This window comes from Geobacillus sp. CCR, from assembly GCF_052906625.1.
On sequence record NZ_JBREBQ010000011.1, the window covers coordinates 60,316 to 80,506 of the forward strand.

Below are 20,191 nucleotides of genomic sequence, written 5' to 3' on the forward strand. Positions count from 1 at the left end.
GATGCTTTCCTTTTCCTTTTATCTTTTTCAACCGTTTGAACAAATCGAGGAAGCGTTTCGGAAAGCGGCGAGTTTTGGAGCGAGGGAACTGTTTACTTCGCTGAACCTTTTGAACGGAAAAGAACTAGGCGAGCAAGAGAAGCTGAAATGGATCGGCCGGCTCGCCCGCCACTACGGGGTGGGGGTGGTAGCAGACGCCACCCCCGCCGTGCTTTCGTACTTGCCAGCCGACCCTGACGTTGCCAAGGCACTCAGCGAGTGGGGGATGGTCGGGCTGCGGCTTGACGACGGCTTCTCGTGGGACGAAACGGTGCAGCTTTCGAAGCAGATGAAAGTCGTATTGAACGCCAGTACGATCACAGAAAACGAGATTCAGGAGTTGACATCGCGACAAATCGACTGGGCGGGTGTGGAAGCATGGCATAACTTTTACCCGCGCCCGGAAACTGGTCTTTCGGGCGACACGCTCATGAAACAAAACCGAATGTTGCGCCAATGCGGCATAGCATCAATCGGGGCCTTTGTCCCTGGCAACGCCCAAAAGCGCGGTCCGCTTTACAAAGGGATGCCGACGTTAGAGGATCATCGGGAAGCGGATCCGGTTTCTGCCTATATCGAGCTGCGCGAAACGTATAAGGTGGAAAAAGTGTTCGTCGGGGACTTATCGGTGTCAGACGATGTGCTCGAGCGAATGGCGTGGGTGCGGAAGGGAATCATTCCTATTCGCTACCGGCCGATCGTATCAGCCCCCTGGCTGTCTCTTGTCGAAACGGTGCACACGAATCGGCGTGACGCGGCCCGTGATGTGATTCGCTCAGTTGAATCGCGCCGCACCTTTGCATGGCCGCAGGAGGCGTTGCATCCCATCGAACCGGTGCCGCGGCCGATCGGGAGCGTGACGATCGACAATGAATGCTACGGTCGTTACGCTGGGGAACTGCAAATCACTTTAACGGATCTTCCTGCTGATGACAACGTCAATGTTATCGGCAGGGTGATCAAGGAAGATGTACCGTTGCTTCAGCACATCCACGGAGGTCGGCCATTTTGTCTCATTCGTTGTTAACAAGGAGAGAAACGGCTGGCCGTTTGTATGGCGAAGGAAAATGATGGTGCCGTTCTCAAGGCGGCGCCATCATGTTTTAGACGCGCTTCAGCTCGAGAAAAAAAGCCGTTAAAAACTTCCGCACATTCATCCGGCATTCCGTCTCAGCTTGGCCGCGTTCGAGCTCTTTCATCCGTCGACGGATGTCACCGAAATCAAACAGCCTAGGTGCGAAATGCTCAAACGTCGGGTTCGTGTAGTCAGTCAGGCCGAGGGAAGCGAGATGGGTGAACGCCTGCAAGACGAGCCGACGGATGCGCTGTTCCATCGCCCGCGCTTCCTTGGCAGTTTCGCCAGGGGGGAGGCCGTATTCCCGCTCGACGAGTCCTGCATACAGTTCTTTCAGCGGCGGCAGTTCGCGCACGGGCTGGCCTTTTGCTTCCTGTTCTGCCAACCAGCGCACCACAAGAAGCACATCCGCGCTGCCCGCCTCGCCGGCGACCCCGAGAAGAAGGAGAAGCTGTTCGGCCTGCTGTTCCATGACGGACGGCTTGGAGACGGCGGCATCGGCCGTTTGCGTCTCAAACCCTTTGAGCACCTGGCGGATCGACTCGAGCGAGCGGACGGCGGACATGTGATCGGCGACGCGTTTCAGCACGGACAGCACTTCATAGCGGTTGATCGGTTTTTGAATGTACGTGTCAATGCCATGCAAATAGGCTTGGCCGATCATTTCTTTGTTTTCAACTTGAGAAATCATGATAAAGGTTCCGGCAAATCCTTCTTCCCGCAACGCCTTGATCGTCTGAATGCCATCACGCCCCGGCATTAACAAGTCAATGAGCACCACATCCACGTGAAGCAAGTCGGCCGCGCGAACGTGCAGTCCATCTTCGGCACAGCCGACCACCTCGCCAAGTTCGGATTCATCAATTAATTTTTCCAACATCTTCCTTACGGCGGGATCGTCTTCGATGAGAAAAAAGCGAAGCCCCATGTCCTTTGTTCTCTCCTTTCTTTGGAAGTTCCAGAATGGGTGCCATTGCCTACATCACGGCATTTTCTTGCTGGTCAGCCTCGTGATCGGACATTTCGGCTGTGATCGGCGTGCTTTGCAGGAGGCGGACTGTCGGCACCGCAAGGCGAAACACCGTCTGCCCCGGCTCGCTTTTGACGAGCTGGAGATGTCCGCCAAGCGCTTGGGCGATATCACGTGCATGGGTGAGACCGATGCCAGTCGACGGGTTGCCGCGCCGATCGTATTTCGTTGTAAATCCAGGTTGGAAAATCCAGGCGATGTCATCGGCCGCAATGCCGGGGCCGGTGTCTTCCACTTCGATGATCAGTTCGCTTCCGTGAAGACGCGCATGCAAGGTGACAGCCCCCATTTTCTCAATCGCCTCGACGGCATTCGATACCAAGTTGTTCAACACGGAAAGAAGCGGATACAGTTGGTCGGTCATGAGATCGATATGGCCGTTGTACAAAAATGTGATCGTTTTTCCGGATAAGTTGGCGTATTTTTCATTGGCGCGAATGACCATGGCGCACAGCTCGGCAATCGAAATGCGCCCGCGCACCGATTGGCGGCCGATAAGCTTAGAAAGGCCGGCGAAAATGCGCTGCATATCTTTTTTCGTCTCGTGAATATGTTCGGCAAGCTCTAGGGCGACGCGCGGTTCAACGTGCTTTCGTTCGATCAACTGCGAGTAAAGGTCATAGCTTTTGCGCGTCATGTCTTCCATGAGAGCCATGGATTTTTGCAAGTAAAACATTTCTTCATATAATCCGCTGCTCACCATCATGAGCCGCTCGAGTTCTTGCTTTCTCGCTTCGGCGAGCGAGCGGACATGTTTTGTCACCCACATGTTGTAAACGCCGATGACGCAGAAACTGCGCAAAATGGCGAACAACCATAAGACGATGATCGTTTGGCCGCTGAAGGAAAACGGTTCGCCCATCCCATATCGGATCCCTAGTTCACAGGCGTTCGCCAAAAAATCAAGCGCCGCTCCAACCGTTCCAGCCCGAATCGGTGCGGCCATTCGCTGGCGAAACCGAACAGCAGCCGCCATCATGGAAAGGCTGATATAATACCCGGCTGCCGGGAGATGGGTCAGCAGACTCTCAGAAGTCGACATTTCTCCGGTCAACGAGTCCAGAAAGACGCGAAATCCAACGACTGCTGCTCCCGTGCTGGCGCCGATGACAAACGGCGAAAGGGAGCGAAAGGCGACAAGCCCGAGAAAAAAGACGGCGCTGCCGAGCGAGACGCGAAACGGGCTGTCAAACGGGTTCATTTTCATTTCGCCTAGAAACGCGGCAGCCGAAAGCAAAAGCAACAAGAGCCAAAGCGGTTCTTTTTTTGCTGGTGTCAGTGGACGTCACCGCCTTTGTGAAAGTCGTGAACGAATCTCCAATTCTATTATATAACAGGAAAGCGGAAACAACGGGTGATTTTCGTGAAAAATATTCATTCCCCTTTTGACGCCTCAACGAGCGATGGAAATGGACGCTCAAGGAGCCAGCGGTGCCGCGAATGGCAAGAAAAAACCGTATGCCCCAGCTGAAAAAAGGGGATACGGTTTCCTTATCGCTGGCGGTATTCCAACCGGCGCGAAACGAGCGACAGCGAATAGTTGACGATAAAGTACATGAACGCCACAAGAATGAAAATCGGGATGACAAAATTGACGTTGCGGCCGTTAATGATTTGTGCATGGTTCATCAATTCCGGCAATGAAATGACAATGGCGAGCGACGTATCTTTCAATAAGGAAATAAACTGGCTGACGATCGGCGGCACCATGCGCCGCAATGCTTGCGGCAAAATGATGTACCATAGCGTCTGCCCATACGTAAGCCCCGATGAGCGCGCCGCTTCGATTTGCCCTTTGTCGATTGACTGCAGGCCGCTGCGGACGATTTCCGACAACATGGCCGATTCAAAAATGACCAAGGCCGAAATGGCGGCATATAGTTTATCCAGCTTTAATCCGACTTCCGGAAGGGCGAAATACGTAAAGAAAATGATCAAGAGCAGCGGCAAGTTCCGGATCGTTTCGACCAGTACGGCGAGCAGCTGGGAAAACACTGGGATTTTCGTATAGCGAATGACCCCGATGACAATGCCGAAGATAAAACTCAAAACAATGGAAATGAACGCCACTTCCAATGTGACGAGAAACCCTTGAAGCAAAAACTTCAAATGGGCGGGCGCATAAGCACCGGCAAAATCCATCATTTGGCCTCCTTTCCTACCGCGCCTTGAGCAGCCGGCGCTCTAAGTAGCCGACGCCAAGGCTGAGCGGGATCGTTAAGACGAGGTAAAACAAGGCGACGAAAATATAAACGTCAAAGGTGACGAACGTTTTCGAGGAAATCAAGTCGCCGTAATACATTAAATCCAATCCGGCGATGACGCCAAGCACCGAAGAGTTTTTCACCAAGTTGATGAACTGGTTGCCAAGCGGCGGAATGACGATTTTCACCGCCTGCGGCAAGATGACGTAACGCATCGCCTGTAAGTAGGTCAACCCGGAGGAACGGGCCGCTTCCATTTGTCCTTTCGGAACGGCTTGAATGCCCGAGCGGATCGCTTCGGCGATAAAAGCAGCGGTATACACCATCAGTCCGAGCGTTCCGGCGGTAAACGAGTCAAACCGGATGCCGACGGCGGGCAAGCCCATAAAAAAAACAAAGACGATCAACACAAGCGGGATGTTGCGGATAAATTCCACGTACGCCGTTCCGATCCAATTGAGCGGGCGAATCGGCGCGATGCGGAAAATGGCGATGATAGTCCCCAGGGCCAAGCTGCCGATCAGCGCCAGCACGCTGGCCTTGATCGTATGGCCAAACCCTTGCATGTACAAATCCCAATGTTCAACTAAAATAGAATAGCGCAACAAGGCTAAACGCCTCCTTTCCTCGCTGACTCATGGCCTGTCCTTTGGGCAAACAGGTGGGCGGATATTGTTCCGCCCACCGTTTCGCCTGTTATTGTTGCGGCTTTTTGCCGATCCATTTTTCGTAGATCTTATCGTATTCGCCGTTTTCTTTAATTTCTTTCAAGTATTCGTTGATAACTTGCAGCAGTTCTTTGTCTCCTTTGCGGACGGCGATGCCGTACGGTTCTTCGGTGAACGTTTCATCAAGGACGCGATAGTTCGGATCTTGTTTGGCCATCCCCCAAAGCAGCGCGTTGTCGGTCGTAAGCGCATCGCCTTGGCCGGCTTTCAATGCGGTAAACGCTTCCGCGTAGTTTTCAAATTCAAGCACGTTGACTTGCGGCGCGACTTTGCGGATGTTTTCCGCCGATGTCGATCCTTTCGCTGTCAGAACGGTCATGCCTTTTTTCAAGTCTTTCACGCTGTTGATCGGGCTGTCTTTTTTGACGAGCAGCGATTGCCCGGCCATAAAGTACACATCCGAGAAATCCACTTCTTTTTTCCGTTCCTCGGTGATCGTCATGGTGGCGATAATGGCGTCAATTTCCCCGTTGTTCAGCATCGGGATGCGCGTTTTTGACGTCACTTCTTTCAATTCAATTTTGTTTTCATCGCCGAGAATTTTTTTCGCCAACCCTTTGGCAATATCAATGTCAAATCCTTCGACTTTTCCGGTTTCCGGGTTTTTCAACCCGAATAAGTTCAAATCATATTTGACGCCAACGATGAGTTTGCCGCGTTGTTTAATTTTTTCAAGCGTATTGGTCGCTTTGGCGGTTTCCGACGATGTTCCGCCTTCTCCTTTGTCCGTTGTGCTGCAGCCCGTTAAAGCAACAGCGCTCAATAAGGCCGTCAAGGCGACGGCGATCCACCATTTCCATGCTTTCTTTCTCATGAACAAAACCCCCTTTGATTGACCGGAATTAATGGTTTAAAATGCGGCTTAAAAAGACGCGCGCCCGTTCTTCTTTCGGGGCCGCGAAAAACTCCTCAGGCGGCGCTTCCTCTAAAATGCGCCCTTGATCCATAAAGACGATGCGATCGGCCACCTCGCGGGCAAACCCCATCTCGTGGGTGACGACAACCATCGTCATCCCTTCTTTCGCCAGCTGCTTCATGACATCGAGCACTTCGCCGATCGTTTCCGGGTCAAGTGCTGATGTCGGCTCGTCAAACAGCATGATTTTCGGTTTCATCGCCAATCCGCGGGCGATGGCGACGCGCTGCTGCTGGCCGCCGGACAGCGCGGATGGATAGGCGTTCGCTTTGTCTGGGATTCCGACTTTTTCCAAGTAATACATAGCGATCTCGTTCGCTTCTTTTTCGGACATGCCGAGCACTTTGCGCGGCGCCAACGTGATGTTTTGCAAGACGGTCATGTGCGGGTATAAGTTGAAATGTTGAAACACCATGCCGATATTGCGCCGTAGTTCGTTAATGTTGATGTGTTTGTCGTTCACTTTGACGCCGTCCACGATCAATTCGCCGCTTGAAATCGTCTCAAGCCGGTTGATGCAACGCACAAGCGTGCTCTTGCCCGAGCCGGATGGCCCGATAATGACGACGACTTCCCCTTGGTTGATCGTCAAGTTAATGTCTTTCAACACATGAAAATCGCCGTAGTATTTGTTGACTTGGTGGAAATAAATCAATAGCCCCCCTCCTTTGTGACAAATTTGTGAATGTTTTTCGAATTCATTGTAAATACACACCTACGAAAATCTACGGAAATCTACAAAAATTTTGTGAACCGGAGAAAAATCGATGATGGAGGCAAAGAGACGGAAGCCGTTTTTTGAATAGTAAGGCAAATGTCTTTGCAAATCCGCAGTCGAGGATTATAATGGGACATGAAGAATTTGGCATTGATGGCCGCTGAAAGGAGAGGAAAACGCAAATGAAGTATCGAAAACTCGGCCGCACGGGGCTGAAAGTCAGTGAGATTAGTTTAGGCAGCTGGCTTACATATGGAAATTCGGTGGAAAAAGAAACCGCGATCCGCGTCATTGACAAGGCGTACGAACTTGGCATCAACTCGTTTGACACAGCGAACGTCTACGCGCGCGGGGAAGCGGAAAAAATCGTCGGCGAGGCGCTGCGCAAATATCCGCGCGAATCGTATGTTATCGCGACGAAAGTGTTTTGGCCGATGGGCGACGGACCGAACGACCGCGGCCTGTCGCGCAAGCATGTGTTTGAACAGCTCCATGCGAGCTTAAAGCGGCTGCAACTGGATTATGTCGATATCTACTATTGCCACCGCTATGACAAAGAAACGCCGGTCGAGGAGACGTTGCGTACGATCGACGACCTCGTCCGCCAAGGAAAAGTGCTGTATGTCGGCGTGAGCGAATGGACGGCCCAGCAAATTCAAGAGGCGCTTGGCGTGGCCGACCGCTACTTGCTCGATCGGATCGTTGTCAATCAGCCGCAATACAACATGTTCCACCGCTATATTGAAAAGGAAGTCATCCCGGTGTGCGAACAAAACGGCATCAGTCAAATCGTCTTCTCGCCGCTCGCGCAAGGGGTGCTGACCGGCAAATACAAGCGCGGCCAACAACCGCCAGCGGACAGCCGCGCCGCTGATCCAAGAGCGAATACGTTTATCCAAGGATTGCTCAATGACGAAGTGTTAACGAAAGTGGAACAACTCGAAAAAATCGCGGCTGAGCTTGGCATTACGTTGTCCCAGCTTGCCCTCGCTTGGGTGCTGCGCCAGCCGAACGTCGCCAGCGCCTTAATCGGCGCCAGCCGCCCGGAACAAGTCGAAGAGAACGTCAAAGCGGTCGATGTCGTGCTCAGCGAAGATGTGCTCGAGAAAATTGAGGGGATTTTGGCGTAAAAGAGGTGAGGGTGTCCCAAAAGGATCGGGACACCCTTTCTTATTACCGTATATAGACAATATGTTGTGTTTTGTTAAGGAAAATTACCCTTTTGGGTCAGTCCCCTTTTTATCACCTCGAACCGAGAAGGCCTCAACTTCCAAGCATGAGCGTAAGTGGGGGATGAACCGGCGTCTTCCACCAACGATCTTCCCCTTGCACCAAAAGAACAAAGGAAGGGCTTCGATTGCGATCTTTTTGAGGAAGCTTAACGGTGGGATGCACACGGATGGCTTAGCTGACCGCTTACCGTATGTTAGGGTGTTCCCGAGAATCCCCTACTTCTCTACGTGAGCGCGGGTGAGGAGTGTTCAATTGAGTCGGTTTCATTTCTATCGTGTTGAGCGTGTAGTAAAAAATTTGGAAATGCTATTCGTTCCGTGACAGCATCCAAAAGGCGCGAAGTGTGATAGAATAAAATAAAAAAGGGTGTGAGTTCAATGGCCATGGACTACTTTCAGGTGAACTTGCCGAAAGAGTTTTTGCCCGCCATTAATGAATTGGAAGGCAACACCGTTGAGGCAAAAATAAAGCTTTCATTGGCGATTGGTTTGTTTGTTGGAAAACAGGTGACGCTGGCGAAAGCGGCTGAATTGGCAGGAAAATCCTTAGGGGAATTTATCGATGTATTGCGTTCGAAGGCGATTCCTTGGATGGAATATACGGAGGAACACATCAAAGATGATTGGGACACGGTGCAAAAATTGAGCAAAGAAAATAGGGATCACAATGAGTAGGGTTACGGTTAATTCTACACCGATTATAGGTCTGTCGATCGTTGGTCAATTGACTCTTTTGTCTGAACTATTTGATGAAGTATATGTTCCGGAAGCTGTCTATCAAGAAATTGTTCATCACCATGCCCCACGCCATTATGGAAAAGAGGAGCTCAAACGATTGGTCAGCGAGGGGGTGTTTCGACTATACCATGTAAAAAATCGCAGCCTTGTTGAAAGTTTATATGGAAAATTCCATGCCGGGGAGTTAGAAGTTATTATTGGAGCGAAAGAACTTGGTGCTCAAGTCGTTGTGATGGATGAGCATGCTGCCAGATCATTGTCGAAACAATTCCTTTTACGGCCTATCGGTACAATCGGAGTTTTGATTCTGGGAAAGAAAAACAGGAAAATAGCGGAAGTCAAGCCGCTGTTAGACACTTTGCTTGAAAATGGATTTTATCTCTCCCAACGTCTCTATCGAGAGGCATTGCCTCCAATCGTGCAAAAATCCCGGGGGATCGACGACAATGTTTTTTTTGCGTCAAAATCCTACAACCAACACGGCTCAACAATATTGACAGAATTTTTGAAACGTGATATTCTGAAAACAGCCAAAAGGGGAAAAGCTTGATTTTATGCGCATTCTTTGGGGTTTTTATCGTACCTATGAGGGATTGAAACCAACAAGTCTTCGTTTGTTATACAGCCGTCGAGAGTTTTTATCGTACCTATGAGGGATTGAAACATTTGTTGGCTATAAAAGTCTAGAACGTACTGTGAAAGTTTTTATCGTACCTATGAGGGATTGAAACAAGCATGGGCTGTGCGAACGGTGTCAACGACCAGGGAGTTTTTATCGTACCTATGAGGGATTGAAACCATAAGTAGTTAAATAAAACCCATAGCCGGCTTTTGTTTTTATCGTACCTGCGTGGGACTAAAGCACTATACAGTACAGCACAACTTTTTCTGTTCCCCATGCAGGATTTTCACCCCCTGTTTGCGAATGGATAGAATCGAACACGTTCAAAGAGGGGTGATCGAATGGCCATTGACCATGACCGATTGTTCAAAGAGCTGATTCAAACGTTCTTCGAAGAGTTTCTTCTCCTCTTTTTCCCCGACATCCACGAGCATATCGATTTCCGCCATTTGTCCTTTTTGTCCGAAGAACTGTTTACCGATGTCACGGAAGGCGAAAAATACCGCGTCGATCTATTGGTCGAGACGAAGCTGAAAGGGGAAGACGGGCTGATCATTGTTCATGTGGAGAATCAAAGCTACGTGCAACCATCGTTTCCAGAGCGCATGTTTATCTATTTCAGCCGTTTGTTTGAAAAATACCGCACCCGCATCGTTCCGATCGCTGTCTTCAGCTATGAGGCCCTTCGCGAGGAACCGTCCGTGTTCTCAATCGAGTTTCCCTTTGGCGACGTGCTGCAGTTTCGCTTTTTCCCGGTGGAGCTGCGCAAGAAACATTGGCGGGACTACATCCGGCATGACAATCCGATCGCGGCTGCCCTCCTTGGCAAAATGGGGTATACTGAAAGTGAGAAAGTCGAGTTGAAAAAAGAGTTTTTGCGCATGTTGGTGCGATTGGAGCTGGATGAAGCGAGGCAGCGGCTGCTCTTGGGCTTTTTTGAAACATATGTGAAGTTGTCGGAGGAGGAAGAGCAACAACTGCAAAGAGAGGTGAAGGCGATGGAAACGAAAGAAAAAGAGCAAGTGTTGGAGCTGATCATTTCCTATGAGCAAAAGGGAAGGAAACAGGGGATAAAACAGGGAATGAAACAGCTGATCCGCAACATGGCGCGCAAAGGAATGAAGGTGGAAGATATTGCTCGGTTGGTGGATCTTCCAGAGCAAGATGTTCGGGAATTGCTTGAAGAGTAGGGGAATCAAATACAAGTGGCGGCCATCTAACGAGGACAGTTGGTGGCGGCAAAAGAGGTAGAGGAAATCACTGATTCGTAAGTGATCGATTGTAGAAAACGGATGATCGTCCGGTCACATGAAAGAGGAGGAACGAACGTCAGAAAGTATGCACTGTACCAACGTTTTATGTACCGTCGGCCTTGAAGGCTGGCGGTCTTTTTTTGTTATGGGGCTCCGGCGTTCCGCTAGGCGTCTTGGCCATATGAGATCATGTCGGCTATATGTCCATGAACAAAATGCACAAAATTCATTTTATTTTCAAAAACTTCACGTTCACCCTGGGGCATGGTAAGGTTGAGTTTGAAAACGTTATCAAAAAACAAGGGGGCAAGGGAGAAATGAAGAAAACGAAATGGTGGGGATTGCTCGCTGCAGGGATGATGACACTGGCTTTGGCGGCCTGTGGGGGCAATGAATCGGCGGGGTCGAAACCGTCCGGTTCCAACTCCGGTTCGTCTGCTTCCAACTATCCGACGAAGCCGATTACGATTGTTGCTCCGTCTGGGGCGGGCGGCGGTTGGGATTTAACGGCCCGCGCCATTACGAAAGTGCTCGATGAGACGGGGCTCGTCAAACAAACGATGACGGTCGAAAACAAACCGGGCGGCGGCGGGGCGGTCTTTATGGCTGAGTACGCCACCCAGGATGTCAAAAACGATTACAAACTGTTTGTCAACTCGCCGCCGATTATCATCAACAACCTGAAAAAAGAAGGGAACAGCCCGTTCGGCTACAAAGACACAACCCCGCTCGCCCAGTTGACAAAAGACTTTGGCGCGATTGTCGTGAAAGCAGATTCCAAATTTCAGTCGTTGACCCAATTGCTCGATGCCATTAAACAGGACCCGAAATCGGTCACTGTCGCTGGAGGGTCGGCGCCAGGGTCGATGGACCACTTAGTGGCGATTTTGCCGATCTATAAGTCGGGCATCGATCCAAAATCAGTCAAGTATGTTTCGTACGATGGCGGCGGAGAAGCGATGGCGGCGCTGCTTGGCGGCAATGCGGATGTGATTGCGACGGATGCGTCTTCGGTTGGCGAATATTTGAAAGCCGGCAAAGTGCGGGTGTTGGCGGTTTCGGCTCCAGAACGCCTCGGCGGAGTGCTGAAAGACGTGCCGACGATGAAAGAGCTTGGCGTTGATGCCGAGTTTACGATTTGGCGCGGCGTGTTCGGGCCGAAGGAAATGTCTTCGGAAGCAAAAGCGTTTTGGGAAGAGACATTGAAAAAACTGTCTGAGCATGAAAAATGGAAAGAAGAGCTGCAAAAACAAGGTTGGGAAGCAGAGTACCGCAATTCGGAAGAGTTTACGAAATTTTTGCAAGAGCAAGAGCAGCAAGTCGGCGACCTGCTGAAGTCGCTTGGGATGCATAAATAACTCGAGGGGGAAGAGCATTCTTCCCCTTTTTCCAAAAGCGGGAGGGAAAGCGATGAACAAAACGGCTGACCGGATCGCGGCGGTGGCGTTTTTGGCTGTGGGTGCTTTGTTTATGGTGGAAAGTTTGCGCATATCGAAAAGCGCCTACGGCAGCGCTGTCGGGCCGAATGTGTTTCCGTTTTTGCTTGGACTTGTGTTGGTTTTATTAAGCATAAAACTGCTGTTTGAGACAAGAAATTATTCAGGCGCAACAGGGGAGAAACTGCCGCGGCAATATAAAAAGTTTCTTGTCATTTTCATCGCCGCCATTTTCTATGCGGCGTTGCTTGAAACGGTTGGATATGTGATCACGACATTTCTCTTTCTTGTCATCGGCTTTCAAACGATGGAAAAAGGGGCGCTGTGGAAATCGATCGCCATTGCGGCTGGTTTTTCGTTAGGCGTATATGGCCTTTATGTGAAACTGTTGCAAGGAACATTGCCGAGCTGGCCGATTTGGTTCCAATGAAAGGAGGGGCATCATGGACACACTATCGTTTTTGTTTGACGGATTTCAGACGGCGCTTCAGCCGCATAACTTGCTGTTTGCGTTTATCGGGGTGTTGATCGGCACGGCGGTCGGCGTGCTTCCTGGGATCGGACCGATGAGCGGGGTGGCGCTGCTCATTCCGGTGACGGCGTCGATGACATCGGGTTTGAGTCCCGAGCAGGCGGCCGCCAGTTCGATCATTTTGTTGGCCGGCGTCTATTACGGGGCAATGTACGGCGGTTCTACGACATCGATCTTGCTCAATACGCCCGGGGAATCATCGTCTGTTGTCACGACGCTGGACGGCTACCAAATGGCGCGGCAAGGCCGGGCCGGGGCGGCGCTGGCGATTGCGGCGATCGGTTCGTTTGTGGCGGGGATTGTGTCGCTCATCGGTCTTGTATTATTAGCGGAGCCGCTGTCCAATGTCGCCTTGAAGTTCGGCCCGGCGGAGTATTTTTCGCTTATGCTGCTGGGGCTCGCCGCGGTGAGCGGCCTTGCCGGCAAGTCGATGACGAAAGCATGGATCATGACCATCTTTGGCCTGCTTCTTTCCACGATCGGGCTGGACAATGTCTCTGGCGTCGCACGCTTCACGTACAATATTTCCTATTTGTATGGGGGGCTGGAGTTTTTAACCGTAGCGGTCGGGCTGTTTGCGTTGGGGGAAGTATTCAAGTCCATTCTCCACAACGAAATGAACAGCGGGGAAATTGCGAAAATTGGCCGCGTGTTGCCGACGAAAGCGGACTTGAAAGAAAGTGCCGGCCCGATCGCCCGCGGGTCGCTGCTCGGATTTTTCATCGGCGTGCTGCCGGGAGCCGGAGCGACGTTGGCCTCATTTTTCTCTTATATTCTTGAAAAGAAAATCAGCAAACATCCAGAAAAATTCGGCCAAGGGACGATCGCCGGCGTCGCGGCGCCCGAGTCGGCGAACAACGGTGCGTCTGGAGGCGCGATGATTCCGCTGTTGACGCTCGGGATTCCGGGGTCCGGGACGACGGCGATTTTGATGGGAGCGCTCATTATGTACAACGTCCAGCCAGGTCCGCTGTTGTTTGATGAACATCCGGCTGTTGCCTGGGGATTGATTGCGAGCATGTTTATCGGAAATGTGATGTTGTTAATTCTCAACATGCCGCTTGTGAAACTATTTGCGAAAATCATCCAAACACCGACGAAGTATTTGTTGCCGCTCATTATCGCCATCTCTGTATTCGGCGTGTATGCGGTGCAAGTGACGACGTTTGATGTGTTTCTGTTGTTGGCATTTGGCTTGCTCGGCTATTGGCTCGCGGAACACGATTACCCGCTCGCGCCTCTTGTATTGGGGCTTGTGCTGGGGCCAATGATTGAAAACAACATGCGCCGGGCGTTGACGGCATCCAACGGGGACTATCTCGTGTTCGTTGAAAAGCCGATTTCGCTCGTCTTGTTGGTCATCGCCTTATTGTGGATTGCCGTGCCGTTTTTCATGAAATTACGAGGAAAAACCGTCATTGTCAATGAAGATATGTAATAATAGAAAGAAAGGCTTTCTTCCTTTAGTGGAGGATGGTCTTTCTTTTCATTTTTCCGTTTGGAGGACAGCACGATGAAACTGCAAACACGGTTGATGATGATCATTTGTTCGCTGCTTTTGTTTGTCATCGTGTTTCTTACGTTTTTATTCCAACATATGTTCGCGGAGACTATCAAACAACAAATCGGCATGCGGGCGCTGAACGTGGCGGAAACCGTCGCGTCCACCCCGCTTGTGCGCGAGGCGTTCCGCGACCCCGATCCGTCCGTGCGCTTGCAGCCGTTTGCCGAATATATTCGCCGAAAGACAGGGGCGGAATACGTCGTCATCGGCAACCGCCAAGGAATCCGCTATGCTCACCCGCTGCCGGACCGGATCGGCAAACCGATGGTCGGGGGCGACAACGGTGAGGTGCTCAAAGGCAAGGCCATTATTTCGGAGGCGGTCGGTTCACTCGGTCCGGCAATCCGCGGAAAAGCGCCGGTTTTGGATGAAAACGGACAGGTGATCGGCATTGTTTCGGTCGGTTTTTTGCTGGAAGATATTCAGCGCACGGTGTGGTCGTATCGTATAAAGATTTTTCTTTTCTCCGTTCTTGCTCTCTTTCTTGGAGCGGTGGGCGCCGTGGCGATCGCCAGGGCGGTGAAAAAATCGATTCATGGCCTTGAACCGGAAGAAATCGGTTTGCTCTACCAAGAAAAGCAGGCGATTTTAGAGGCAATTCGCGAAGGAATGGTGGCCATCAATCAAGAGGGAACGATTACAATGGTCAACCAAACGGCGCTGAAGCTGCTTGGGTATGAGAACGAACGCGATGTGTTGGGAATGCCGATCTTGCAGCTTATTCCCCACTCGAGGCTGCCTGAAGTCATTCGGACGGGGCAGGCAGAATTTGACGATGAAATGGTGTTAGGGGAAGAAACCGTCATTGCCAACCGCATTCCGATCAAAGACAAGCAAGGGCGTGTGATCGGAGCGGTATCGACGTTTCGAAACAAATCGGAATTGTATCGCTTGACCAAAGAGTTATCGCAGCTTCGCAGTTATGCCGATGCCTTGCGCGCGCAAACGCACGAATTTTCCAACAAGCTGTATTTGATCTCTGGCCTGATTCAACTGGAATCGTATGAGGAAGCGCTTGAACTGATCGCAAAAGAGACCGACTTGCAACAAAACATCGTCCGGTTTGTCATGAAAGAAATTCCCGATCCGATCATCGGCGGTCTGCTGATCGGCAAGTTCAATCGCGCCAACGAGCTGAAAATTGTGTTTGAGATCGATCGGGAAAGCAGTTTCCGTGATGTGCCGCCATGGATGGACCGGGACCATCTAGTAACCATTATTGGAAATGTAGTAGATAACGCCATGGAAGCGGTCCTTCATAACGGAAAGGAAGAGAAACGAGTGGCCGTTTTTTTGACTGACCTTGGCGATGATTTGATTATTGAGGTTGAGGATAACGGATTAGGCATTGACCCAGCTGTAGCGGAACGGATCTACGAGCGCGGCTTTTCAACGAAGGCTGCCGGAGGGCGGGGGTATGGGCTTGATCTAGTGAACCGGGCGTTGACAATGCTCGGGGGGCAAATGACGTATCGATCTGAGCAAGGAGCAGGCACGGTATTTACCATCATGATCCCAAAGCGGCCAGCCCATGTCGGGCGGCAGGACCGCCAAGGCTAGAAGGAGGGAACCGATGTTGCCGATTCGTGTACTGATTATTGAAGACGACCGCCGCATTGCGGAAATCAATCGGCGCTTTGTCGAGAAAGTGAACGGTTATGAAGTGGTCGGCATCGCCACGAACGCTGAAGAGGCAAGGGAATTGACGGAGGTGTTGCGGCCAGACATGTTGTTGCTTGACGTCTATTTTCCCGATATGAACGGCCTTTCGTTTTTGAAATGGGTGCGAGAGCGTTTTTCCGATATCGATATTATTATGATCACCGCAGCACGAGAAGTGGAGGCGCTGAAGCAAGCGCTGCATGGCGGAGTGTTTGATTACATTATCAAGCCGATTATGTTTGACCGATTCGCCGACACATTGCATCGATATAAAGAGTACTATGACAAAATGCAGCGGTGGGTGAAAGAGAAAGAGTGGATTGGCCAAGAAGAGGTTGATGCCTTAATGGGAAGAGAAGTGTCCGTTAAGGAACAGCCTATGTTGCCTAAAGGCATTCAGCCGTTGACCTTAGAAAAAGTGTTGGGGGTTGTGAGACAGTGCGCAGAAGGCATCACCGCTGAAGAAGTGGGGCGGCAAATCGGAACCAGCCGGACGACGGCCCGCCGTTACTTGGAGTATCTCGTCTCCGTCGGCCAGGTGACGGCCGATATTGCCTATGGATCCGTTGGGCGGCCGGAACGAGTTTACAAGAAGAAAATGTAGGTATAGAAGGCCGGTGATTTCGTGAAAAATCACAGAAAATGGACTTTTTTCAAATAGAGAAGTCTTGCAAAATCAATGCTTCTCTTTCGGCCGAAAACAATGGATTCAGCGAAATCAGTTGTTTTTCACCAGCCTTATAGATTTTCAAAAATGAAACATCTATTATATGGAGAAAGAAAGAGAGGAGAGCGTCTTGGCTGTTTTTAGCGGCATTTTATTGCAAGTGATGGTTCCGATGTTATTGATTGTCGGCTTGGGGGCAGGGCTTCACCGCTTCTTTCATCTTGACCTCAATACGTTATCCAAATTGAACATGTACGTCCTGTTGCCGGCAGTCGCATTCATCAACGTGTACGACAGTGAGTTGAATGGAAAGGTGTTAGCGGCTATCTTAGGGTTTCTTCTGTTGCAAAACAGCGGACTGATCGTTTTGAGTATGATGATGGCCAAGTTATTCAAATTAGAACGGAGTTTGTCAGCCGTATTTCAAAACACCATTGTGTTGAACAACTCAGGTAATTTCGGCATCCCGGTCAGTCAGCTTGTATTTCATCAACATCCGCTCGGGGCGACGATTCAAATTATGGTGACGATCTTTCAAAATTTCTTGACGAATACATATGGGGTATATCAGTTCGTATCCGGGAATGGAAAAAGGGAGAAATGGACTGCGGAGATATGGAAAAATCCCGTCCTTCACGCGCTGTTGCTTGGCGTGGTCTGCCGATGGCTCCACGTCCCGATCCCATCATTTTTATGGACGCCGCTTCAGCGGGTCGCCGATGCGTTTTTAGCCATCGCCCTCTTTACGTTGGGAGCGCAAATCGCCTACGCTCGGTTTACTGCCTTGCCGCCGCTTGTGTATGTGAGTGTGTTCGGGCGCTTGATATTGTCGCCGCTGTTGGCTGGGTCTTTGATCTTTCTATTAGGAATGGATGGCGTGACGGCTCAGGCATTGCTCATTGCCAGTTCGTATCCATGTTCACGCAATACGGCGCTGTATGCGCTCGAGTATGACTGCCACCCCGATTACGCCGCCCAGGCAGTGCTGGTGTCGACCTTGTTGAGCGCCATTACCGTGACAGGCACAGTATATGCGGCCCGTCTGCTGTTTCCGATTGGCGGATGAAAACGGGGGCAAGTTGTCGTCGACCTCCAATCGTGCAAAAATCCCGGGGGATCGACGACAATGTTTTTTTGCGTCAAACTCCTACAGCCAACGCGGCTAGACCGTATTGACAGAATTTTTGAAACGTGCTATTCTTGAAAACAGCCAAAAGGGGAAAAGCTTGATTTTATGCGCATGGTTTTGGGTTTTTATCGTACCTATGAGGGATTGAAACAAGAAATTGAGCATATTAATCTCCTCCTTAGATGTTGTTTTTATCGTACCTATGAGGGATTGAAACCTAACGTTATATGCGAATGGTTGGCAGATAAACGCGTTTTTATCGTACCTATGAGGGATTGAAACACGAACGCTACAGAAAACAAAAGCCAATCGTGTTCGTTTTTATCGTACCTATGAGGGATTGAAACAGCTTGAGAATATGGAACTTTCCCCTTTGGATCGTGGTTTTTATCGTACCTATGAGGGATTGAAACAGCTTGAGAATATGGAACTTTCCCCTTTGGATCGTGGTTTTTATCGTACCTATGAGGGATTGAAACCTCAAAACCAAGCGGTGGACATCGTGACCTTAGCGACCGTTTTTATCGTACCTATGAGGGATTGAAACCCCTTCGAGAGCCAGTCGATAATGTCCTCCAAAGCGTTTTTATCGTACCTATGAGGGATTGAAACGAAAGTAGTCCTCGATAAGTGTTAATGTGTCGCGTTGGTTTTTATCGTACCTATGAGGGATTGAAACATGTGCTCGATGACCTCGTACTCACTTGTCACACGTTTTTATCGTACCTATGAGGGATTGAAACGTGTTTGAATGGACACTGGCGATCATCACGCTGGCGTTTTTATCGTACCTATGAGGGATTGAAACTATTCCGAAAGCAACGTCTGTTTCGATGGACGTTTACGAGTTTTTATCGTACCTATGAGGGATTGAAACTTGCATTTGTCAACAGTTTTCGTCAACTACCACCACTGTTTTTATCGTACCTATGAGGGATTGAAACAAAATCGTGTACCGATGGAATCCGTCAACGATGATGAACGTTTTTATCGTACCCATGAGGAACTGAAACTGTCTCCTGCCACAGCTGAACCACCGCTGAGTTCAGCTTGTTTTACCGCTCGACATAGGAAAAGGACAAATGCGAAATGGCACATGCCAAAAAAACGCGGGGGGAAACAAGAAGGAATTTGGCCGCGAAGAGCGAATACAGTACGGTGAATCCGACAATTGCAGGGAGGGAAAACGTGGCCAAACAGCGCATCGATCATGACCGGTTGTTCAAAGAGTTGCTGTCGACATTTTTTGAGGAGTTTTTGCTTCTTTTCTTTCCCGACGTGTACGAGTACATTGACGTTCACCATCTCTCTTTCCTCTCCGAGGAACTGTTCACCGATGTGACGGCCGGAGAGAAGCACCGCGTCGACTTGTTGGTCGAAACAAAGGTGAAAGGGGAAGACGGGCTCGTCATTGTCCATGTCGAGCATCAAAGCTACACCCAGCGGACCTTCCCCGAGCGAATGTTCCTCTACTTCAGCCGCTTGTTTCAAAAATACCGCCGCCGCATTCTCCCGATCGCCATCTTCAGCTATGACGAACAATACGACGAACCTTCCTCATTGGTCATGCAGTTTCCGTTTTTGACCGTTCTTGACTTCCGCTTTTTGACGGTGGAGCTATGCAAACTGCCGTGGCGCGCGTACATCCGCCATGCCAACCCTGTCGCCGCTGCCTTGCTAAGCAAAATGGGGTATAATGAAGATGAGAAAGTCGACGTGAAAAAGGAATTTTTGCGCATGCTCGTCCGCCTTGAGCTGGATGAAGCGAAACAGCGGCTGTTGTTCGGTTTTTTCGAGACGTATTTGCGGTTATCCGAAGAGGAGGAAATCCAACTGCGACACGAGGTGAGCCAAATGGAGACGAAGGAAGCAAAGCGTGTGATGGAACTCATCGTCTCATACGAACAGCGGGGGATGGAAAAGGGAATCCAACAAGGAATCGAACAGGGGATGAAGCAAGGACGCCAACAAGGGATCGAGGAAGGGAAGCTCGACGTGGTGAAGAGAATGCTGGCGAAAGGGTACGATGTCGACACGATTCACGAACTGACTGGGCTGCCGGTCGAGATGATTGAAAAGGTGAGGCAGTAAGTCGGATGCCCCCTGGCTAGAGCGAACGTCGCCGCCCGCAATGGCGTCAAATCCCTCATAAAGGGCGGCGGCCGTCTTGTTAGAGCCTTCGGACGTTTCGTTCCCAGGGGAGGTTTTTGGAAACGCCGTGTTTTGGGAACTTTTTCGATTTATGAACGGCGTTTTTCTTTTATGATCAGTCTTCTAATTTTTTACCGTTTTCTCACGAAAAACCATAAAAACAGCTAAAATAACGACACCTATAAAAAGGTAGCCTAAATAGACGTCATGGTAGTCAGCATGTCCCATTCTCCTTTTTGTTAATTGGTATCGGTATACAATTGTGCTTGTGAAGCTCTAATAAACTCATTATGTTCTTCTGCGGCTTTCACAGATGTTTCAGAAACGCCAAACGATAATGTAGAAAATACTAAAACAAACGACAGGTAAAAATAGGTATTTGTTCATAAAAATGAATCAATGCATTGCTTAGTGCAAAATGAAAGTACAATCTATGAAGCCGTTTGGCGCGATCCATTCGGGCGGAATGACATCACTCGATCGGCAAGCTGTCAC

18 protein-coding genes and 2 CRISPR repeat arrays are annotated in these 20,191 nt (G+C 50.2%); of the genes, 12 read left to right on the forward strand and 6 right to left on the reverse strand.

What is annotated here, in order from left to right; translation table 11 throughout:
* Position 1: 1 nt before the first annotated feature.
* On the forward strand, positions 2–1,066 hold the full coding sequence (locus tag ACVBDQ_RS07730) for a MupG family TIM beta-alpha barrel fold protein (RefSeq protein ID WP_446663144.1): 1,065 nt from the start codon (positions 2–4) through the stop codon (positions 1,064–1,066).
* A gap of 76 nt (positions 1,067–1,142) precedes the next feature.
* Here the strand turns inward: ACVBDQ_RS07730 and ACVBDQ_RS07735 are convergent, their stop codons facing one another.
* The 6 genes from ACVBDQ_RS07735 to ACVBDQ_RS07760 all read right to left on the reverse strand — a co-directional run bounded on the left by ACVBDQ_RS07735 (position 1,143) and on the right by ACVBDQ_RS07760 (position 6,647).
* Positions 1,143–2,042: a response regulator gene (locus tag ACVBDQ_RS07735; RefSeq protein ID WP_446663145.1), complete on the reverse strand. Its 900-nt coding sequence runs from the start codon at positions 2,040–2,042 to the stop codon at positions 1,143–1,145.
* A 49-nt stretch (positions 2,043–2,091) separates the two neighbouring features.
* Entirely contained in the window at positions 2,092–3,345 is a 1,254-nt protein-coding gene (locus ACVBDQ_RS07740; RefSeq protein ID WP_446663146.1) for a sensor histidine kinase, read from the reverse strand.
* Between the two features lie 290 nt (positions 3,346–3,635).
* A complete protein-coding gene (locus ACVBDQ_RS07745) occupies positions 3,636–4,286 on the reverse strand; it encodes an amino acid ABC transporter permease (RefSeq protein ID WP_063210813.1) in 651 nt (216 codons plus the stop codon).
* A gap of 16 nt (positions 4,287–4,302) precedes the next feature.
* A complete protein-coding gene (locus ACVBDQ_RS07750; protein ID WP_014196037.1) occupies positions 4,303–4,956 on the reverse strand; it encodes an amino acid ABC transporter permease in 654 nt (217 codons plus the stop codon).
* Between the two features lie 88 nt (positions 4,957–5,044).
* On the reverse strand, positions 5,045–5,890 hold the full coding sequence (locus ACVBDQ_RS07755; RefSeq protein ID WP_011231463.1) for a glutamate ABC transporter substrate-binding protein: 846 nt from the start codon (positions 5,888–5,890) through the stop codon (positions 5,045–5,047).
* Between the two features lie 28 nt (positions 5,891–5,918).
* Positions 5,919–6,647: an amino acid ABC transporter ATP-binding protein gene (locus ACVBDQ_RS07760; RefSeq protein ID WP_011231462.1), complete on the reverse strand. Its 729-nt coding sequence runs from the start codon at positions 6,645–6,647 to the stop codon at positions 5,919–5,921.
* 245 nt (positions 6,648–6,892) lie between these two features.
* On the opposite strand from ACVBDQ_RS07760, the gene ACVBDQ_RS07765 reads away from it, so the two are divergent.
* The 11 genes from ACVBDQ_RS07765 (at position 6,893) to ACVBDQ_RS07815 (ending at position 19,636) form a co-directional block, all read left to right on the forward strand.
* Positions 6,893–7,840 carry an aldo/keto reductase family protein gene (locus tag ACVBDQ_RS07765; protein ID WP_429878623.1) on the forward strand — a complete coding sequence of 316 codons (948 nt, stop codon included), beginning with the start codon at positions 6,893–6,895 and terminating at the stop codon, positions 7,838–7,840.
* Between the two features lie 501 nt (positions 7,841–8,341).
* The gene (locus ACVBDQ_RS07770; protein ID WP_223813678.1) at positions 8,342–8,617 is read left to right on the forward strand and encodes a UPF0175 family protein; all 276 of its coding nucleotides are present in this window, start codon (positions 8,342–8,344) and stop codon (positions 8,615–8,617) included.
* Positions 8,610–9,230 carry a DUF3368 domain-containing protein gene (locus ACVBDQ_RS07775; protein WP_446663147.1) on the forward strand — a complete coding sequence of 207 codons (621 nt, stop codon included), beginning with the start codon at positions 8,610–8,612 and terminating at the stop codon, positions 9,228–9,230. Before ACVBDQ_RS07770 ends, ACVBDQ_RS07775 begins: the two co-directional genes overlap by 8 nt.
* A 20-nt stretch (positions 9,231–9,250) precedes the next feature.
* A CRISPR array of direct repeats spans positions 9,251–9,543; the repeat unit is 30 nt; unit sequence GTTTTTATCGTACCTATGAGGGATTGAAAC.
* A gap of 100 nt (positions 9,544–9,643) precedes the next feature.
* Positions 9,644–10,492, forward strand: coding sequence for an Rpn family recombination-promoting nuclease/putative transposase (locus tag ACVBDQ_RS07780; protein WP_446663148.1), 849 nt, complete (start codon positions 9,644–9,646; stop codon positions 10,490–10,492).
* Between the two features lie 380 nt (positions 10,493–10,872).
* Positions 10,873–11,913 (forward strand): Bug family tripartite tricarboxylate transporter substrate binding protein, encoded by a 1,041-nt coding sequence (locus ACVBDQ_RS07785; protein WP_446663149.1) that lies wholly within the window; start codon positions 10,873–10,875, stop codon positions 11,911–11,913.
* A gap of 52 nt (positions 11,914–11,965) precedes the next feature.
* Complete coding sequence (locus tag ACVBDQ_RS07790) at positions 11,966–12,421, forward strand: tripartite tricarboxylate transporter TctB family protein (RefSeq protein ID WP_015375035.1); 456 nt, start codon at positions 11,966–11,968, stop codon at positions 12,419–12,421.
* 13 nt (positions 12,422–12,434) lie between these two features.
* The gene (locus ACVBDQ_RS07795) at positions 12,435–13,961 is read left to right on the forward strand and encodes a tripartite tricarboxylate transporter permease (protein ID WP_095859466.1); all 1,527 of its coding nucleotides are present in this window, start codon (positions 12,435–12,437) and stop codon (positions 13,959–13,961) included.
* Between the two features lie 75 nt (positions 13,962–14,036).
* Complete coding sequence (locus ACVBDQ_RS07800; protein WP_446663150.1) at positions 14,037–15,647, forward strand: ATP-binding protein; 1,611 nt, start codon at positions 14,037–14,039, stop codon at positions 15,645–15,647.
* Between the two features lie 13 nt (positions 15,648–15,660).
* Positions 15,661–16,353, forward strand: a complete 693-nt coding sequence (locus ACVBDQ_RS07805) for a response regulator (RefSeq protein WP_044743595.1) — start codon at positions 15,661–15,663, stop codon at positions 16,351–16,353.
* 193 nt (positions 16,354–16,546) lie between these two features.
* Positions 16,547–17,482 carry an AEC family transporter gene (locus ACVBDQ_RS07810; RefSeq protein WP_429878615.1) on the forward strand — a complete coding sequence of 312 codons (936 nt, stop codon included), beginning with the start codon at positions 16,547–16,549 and terminating at the stop codon, positions 17,480–17,482.
* A gap of 184 nt (positions 17,483–17,666) precedes the next feature.
* A CRISPR array of direct repeats spans positions 17,667–18,558; the repeat unit is 30 nt; unit sequence GTTTTTATCGTACCTATGAGGGATTGAAAC.
* A 175-nt stretch (positions 18,559–18,733) separates the two neighbouring features.
* Positions 18,734–19,636 (forward strand): Rpn family recombination-promoting nuclease/putative transposase, encoded by a 903-nt coding sequence (locus tag ACVBDQ_RS07815; protein WP_047819315.1) that lies wholly within the window; start codon positions 18,734–18,736, stop codon positions 19,634–19,636.
* The last annotated feature ends 555 nt before the right edge of the window (positions 19,637–20,191 follow it).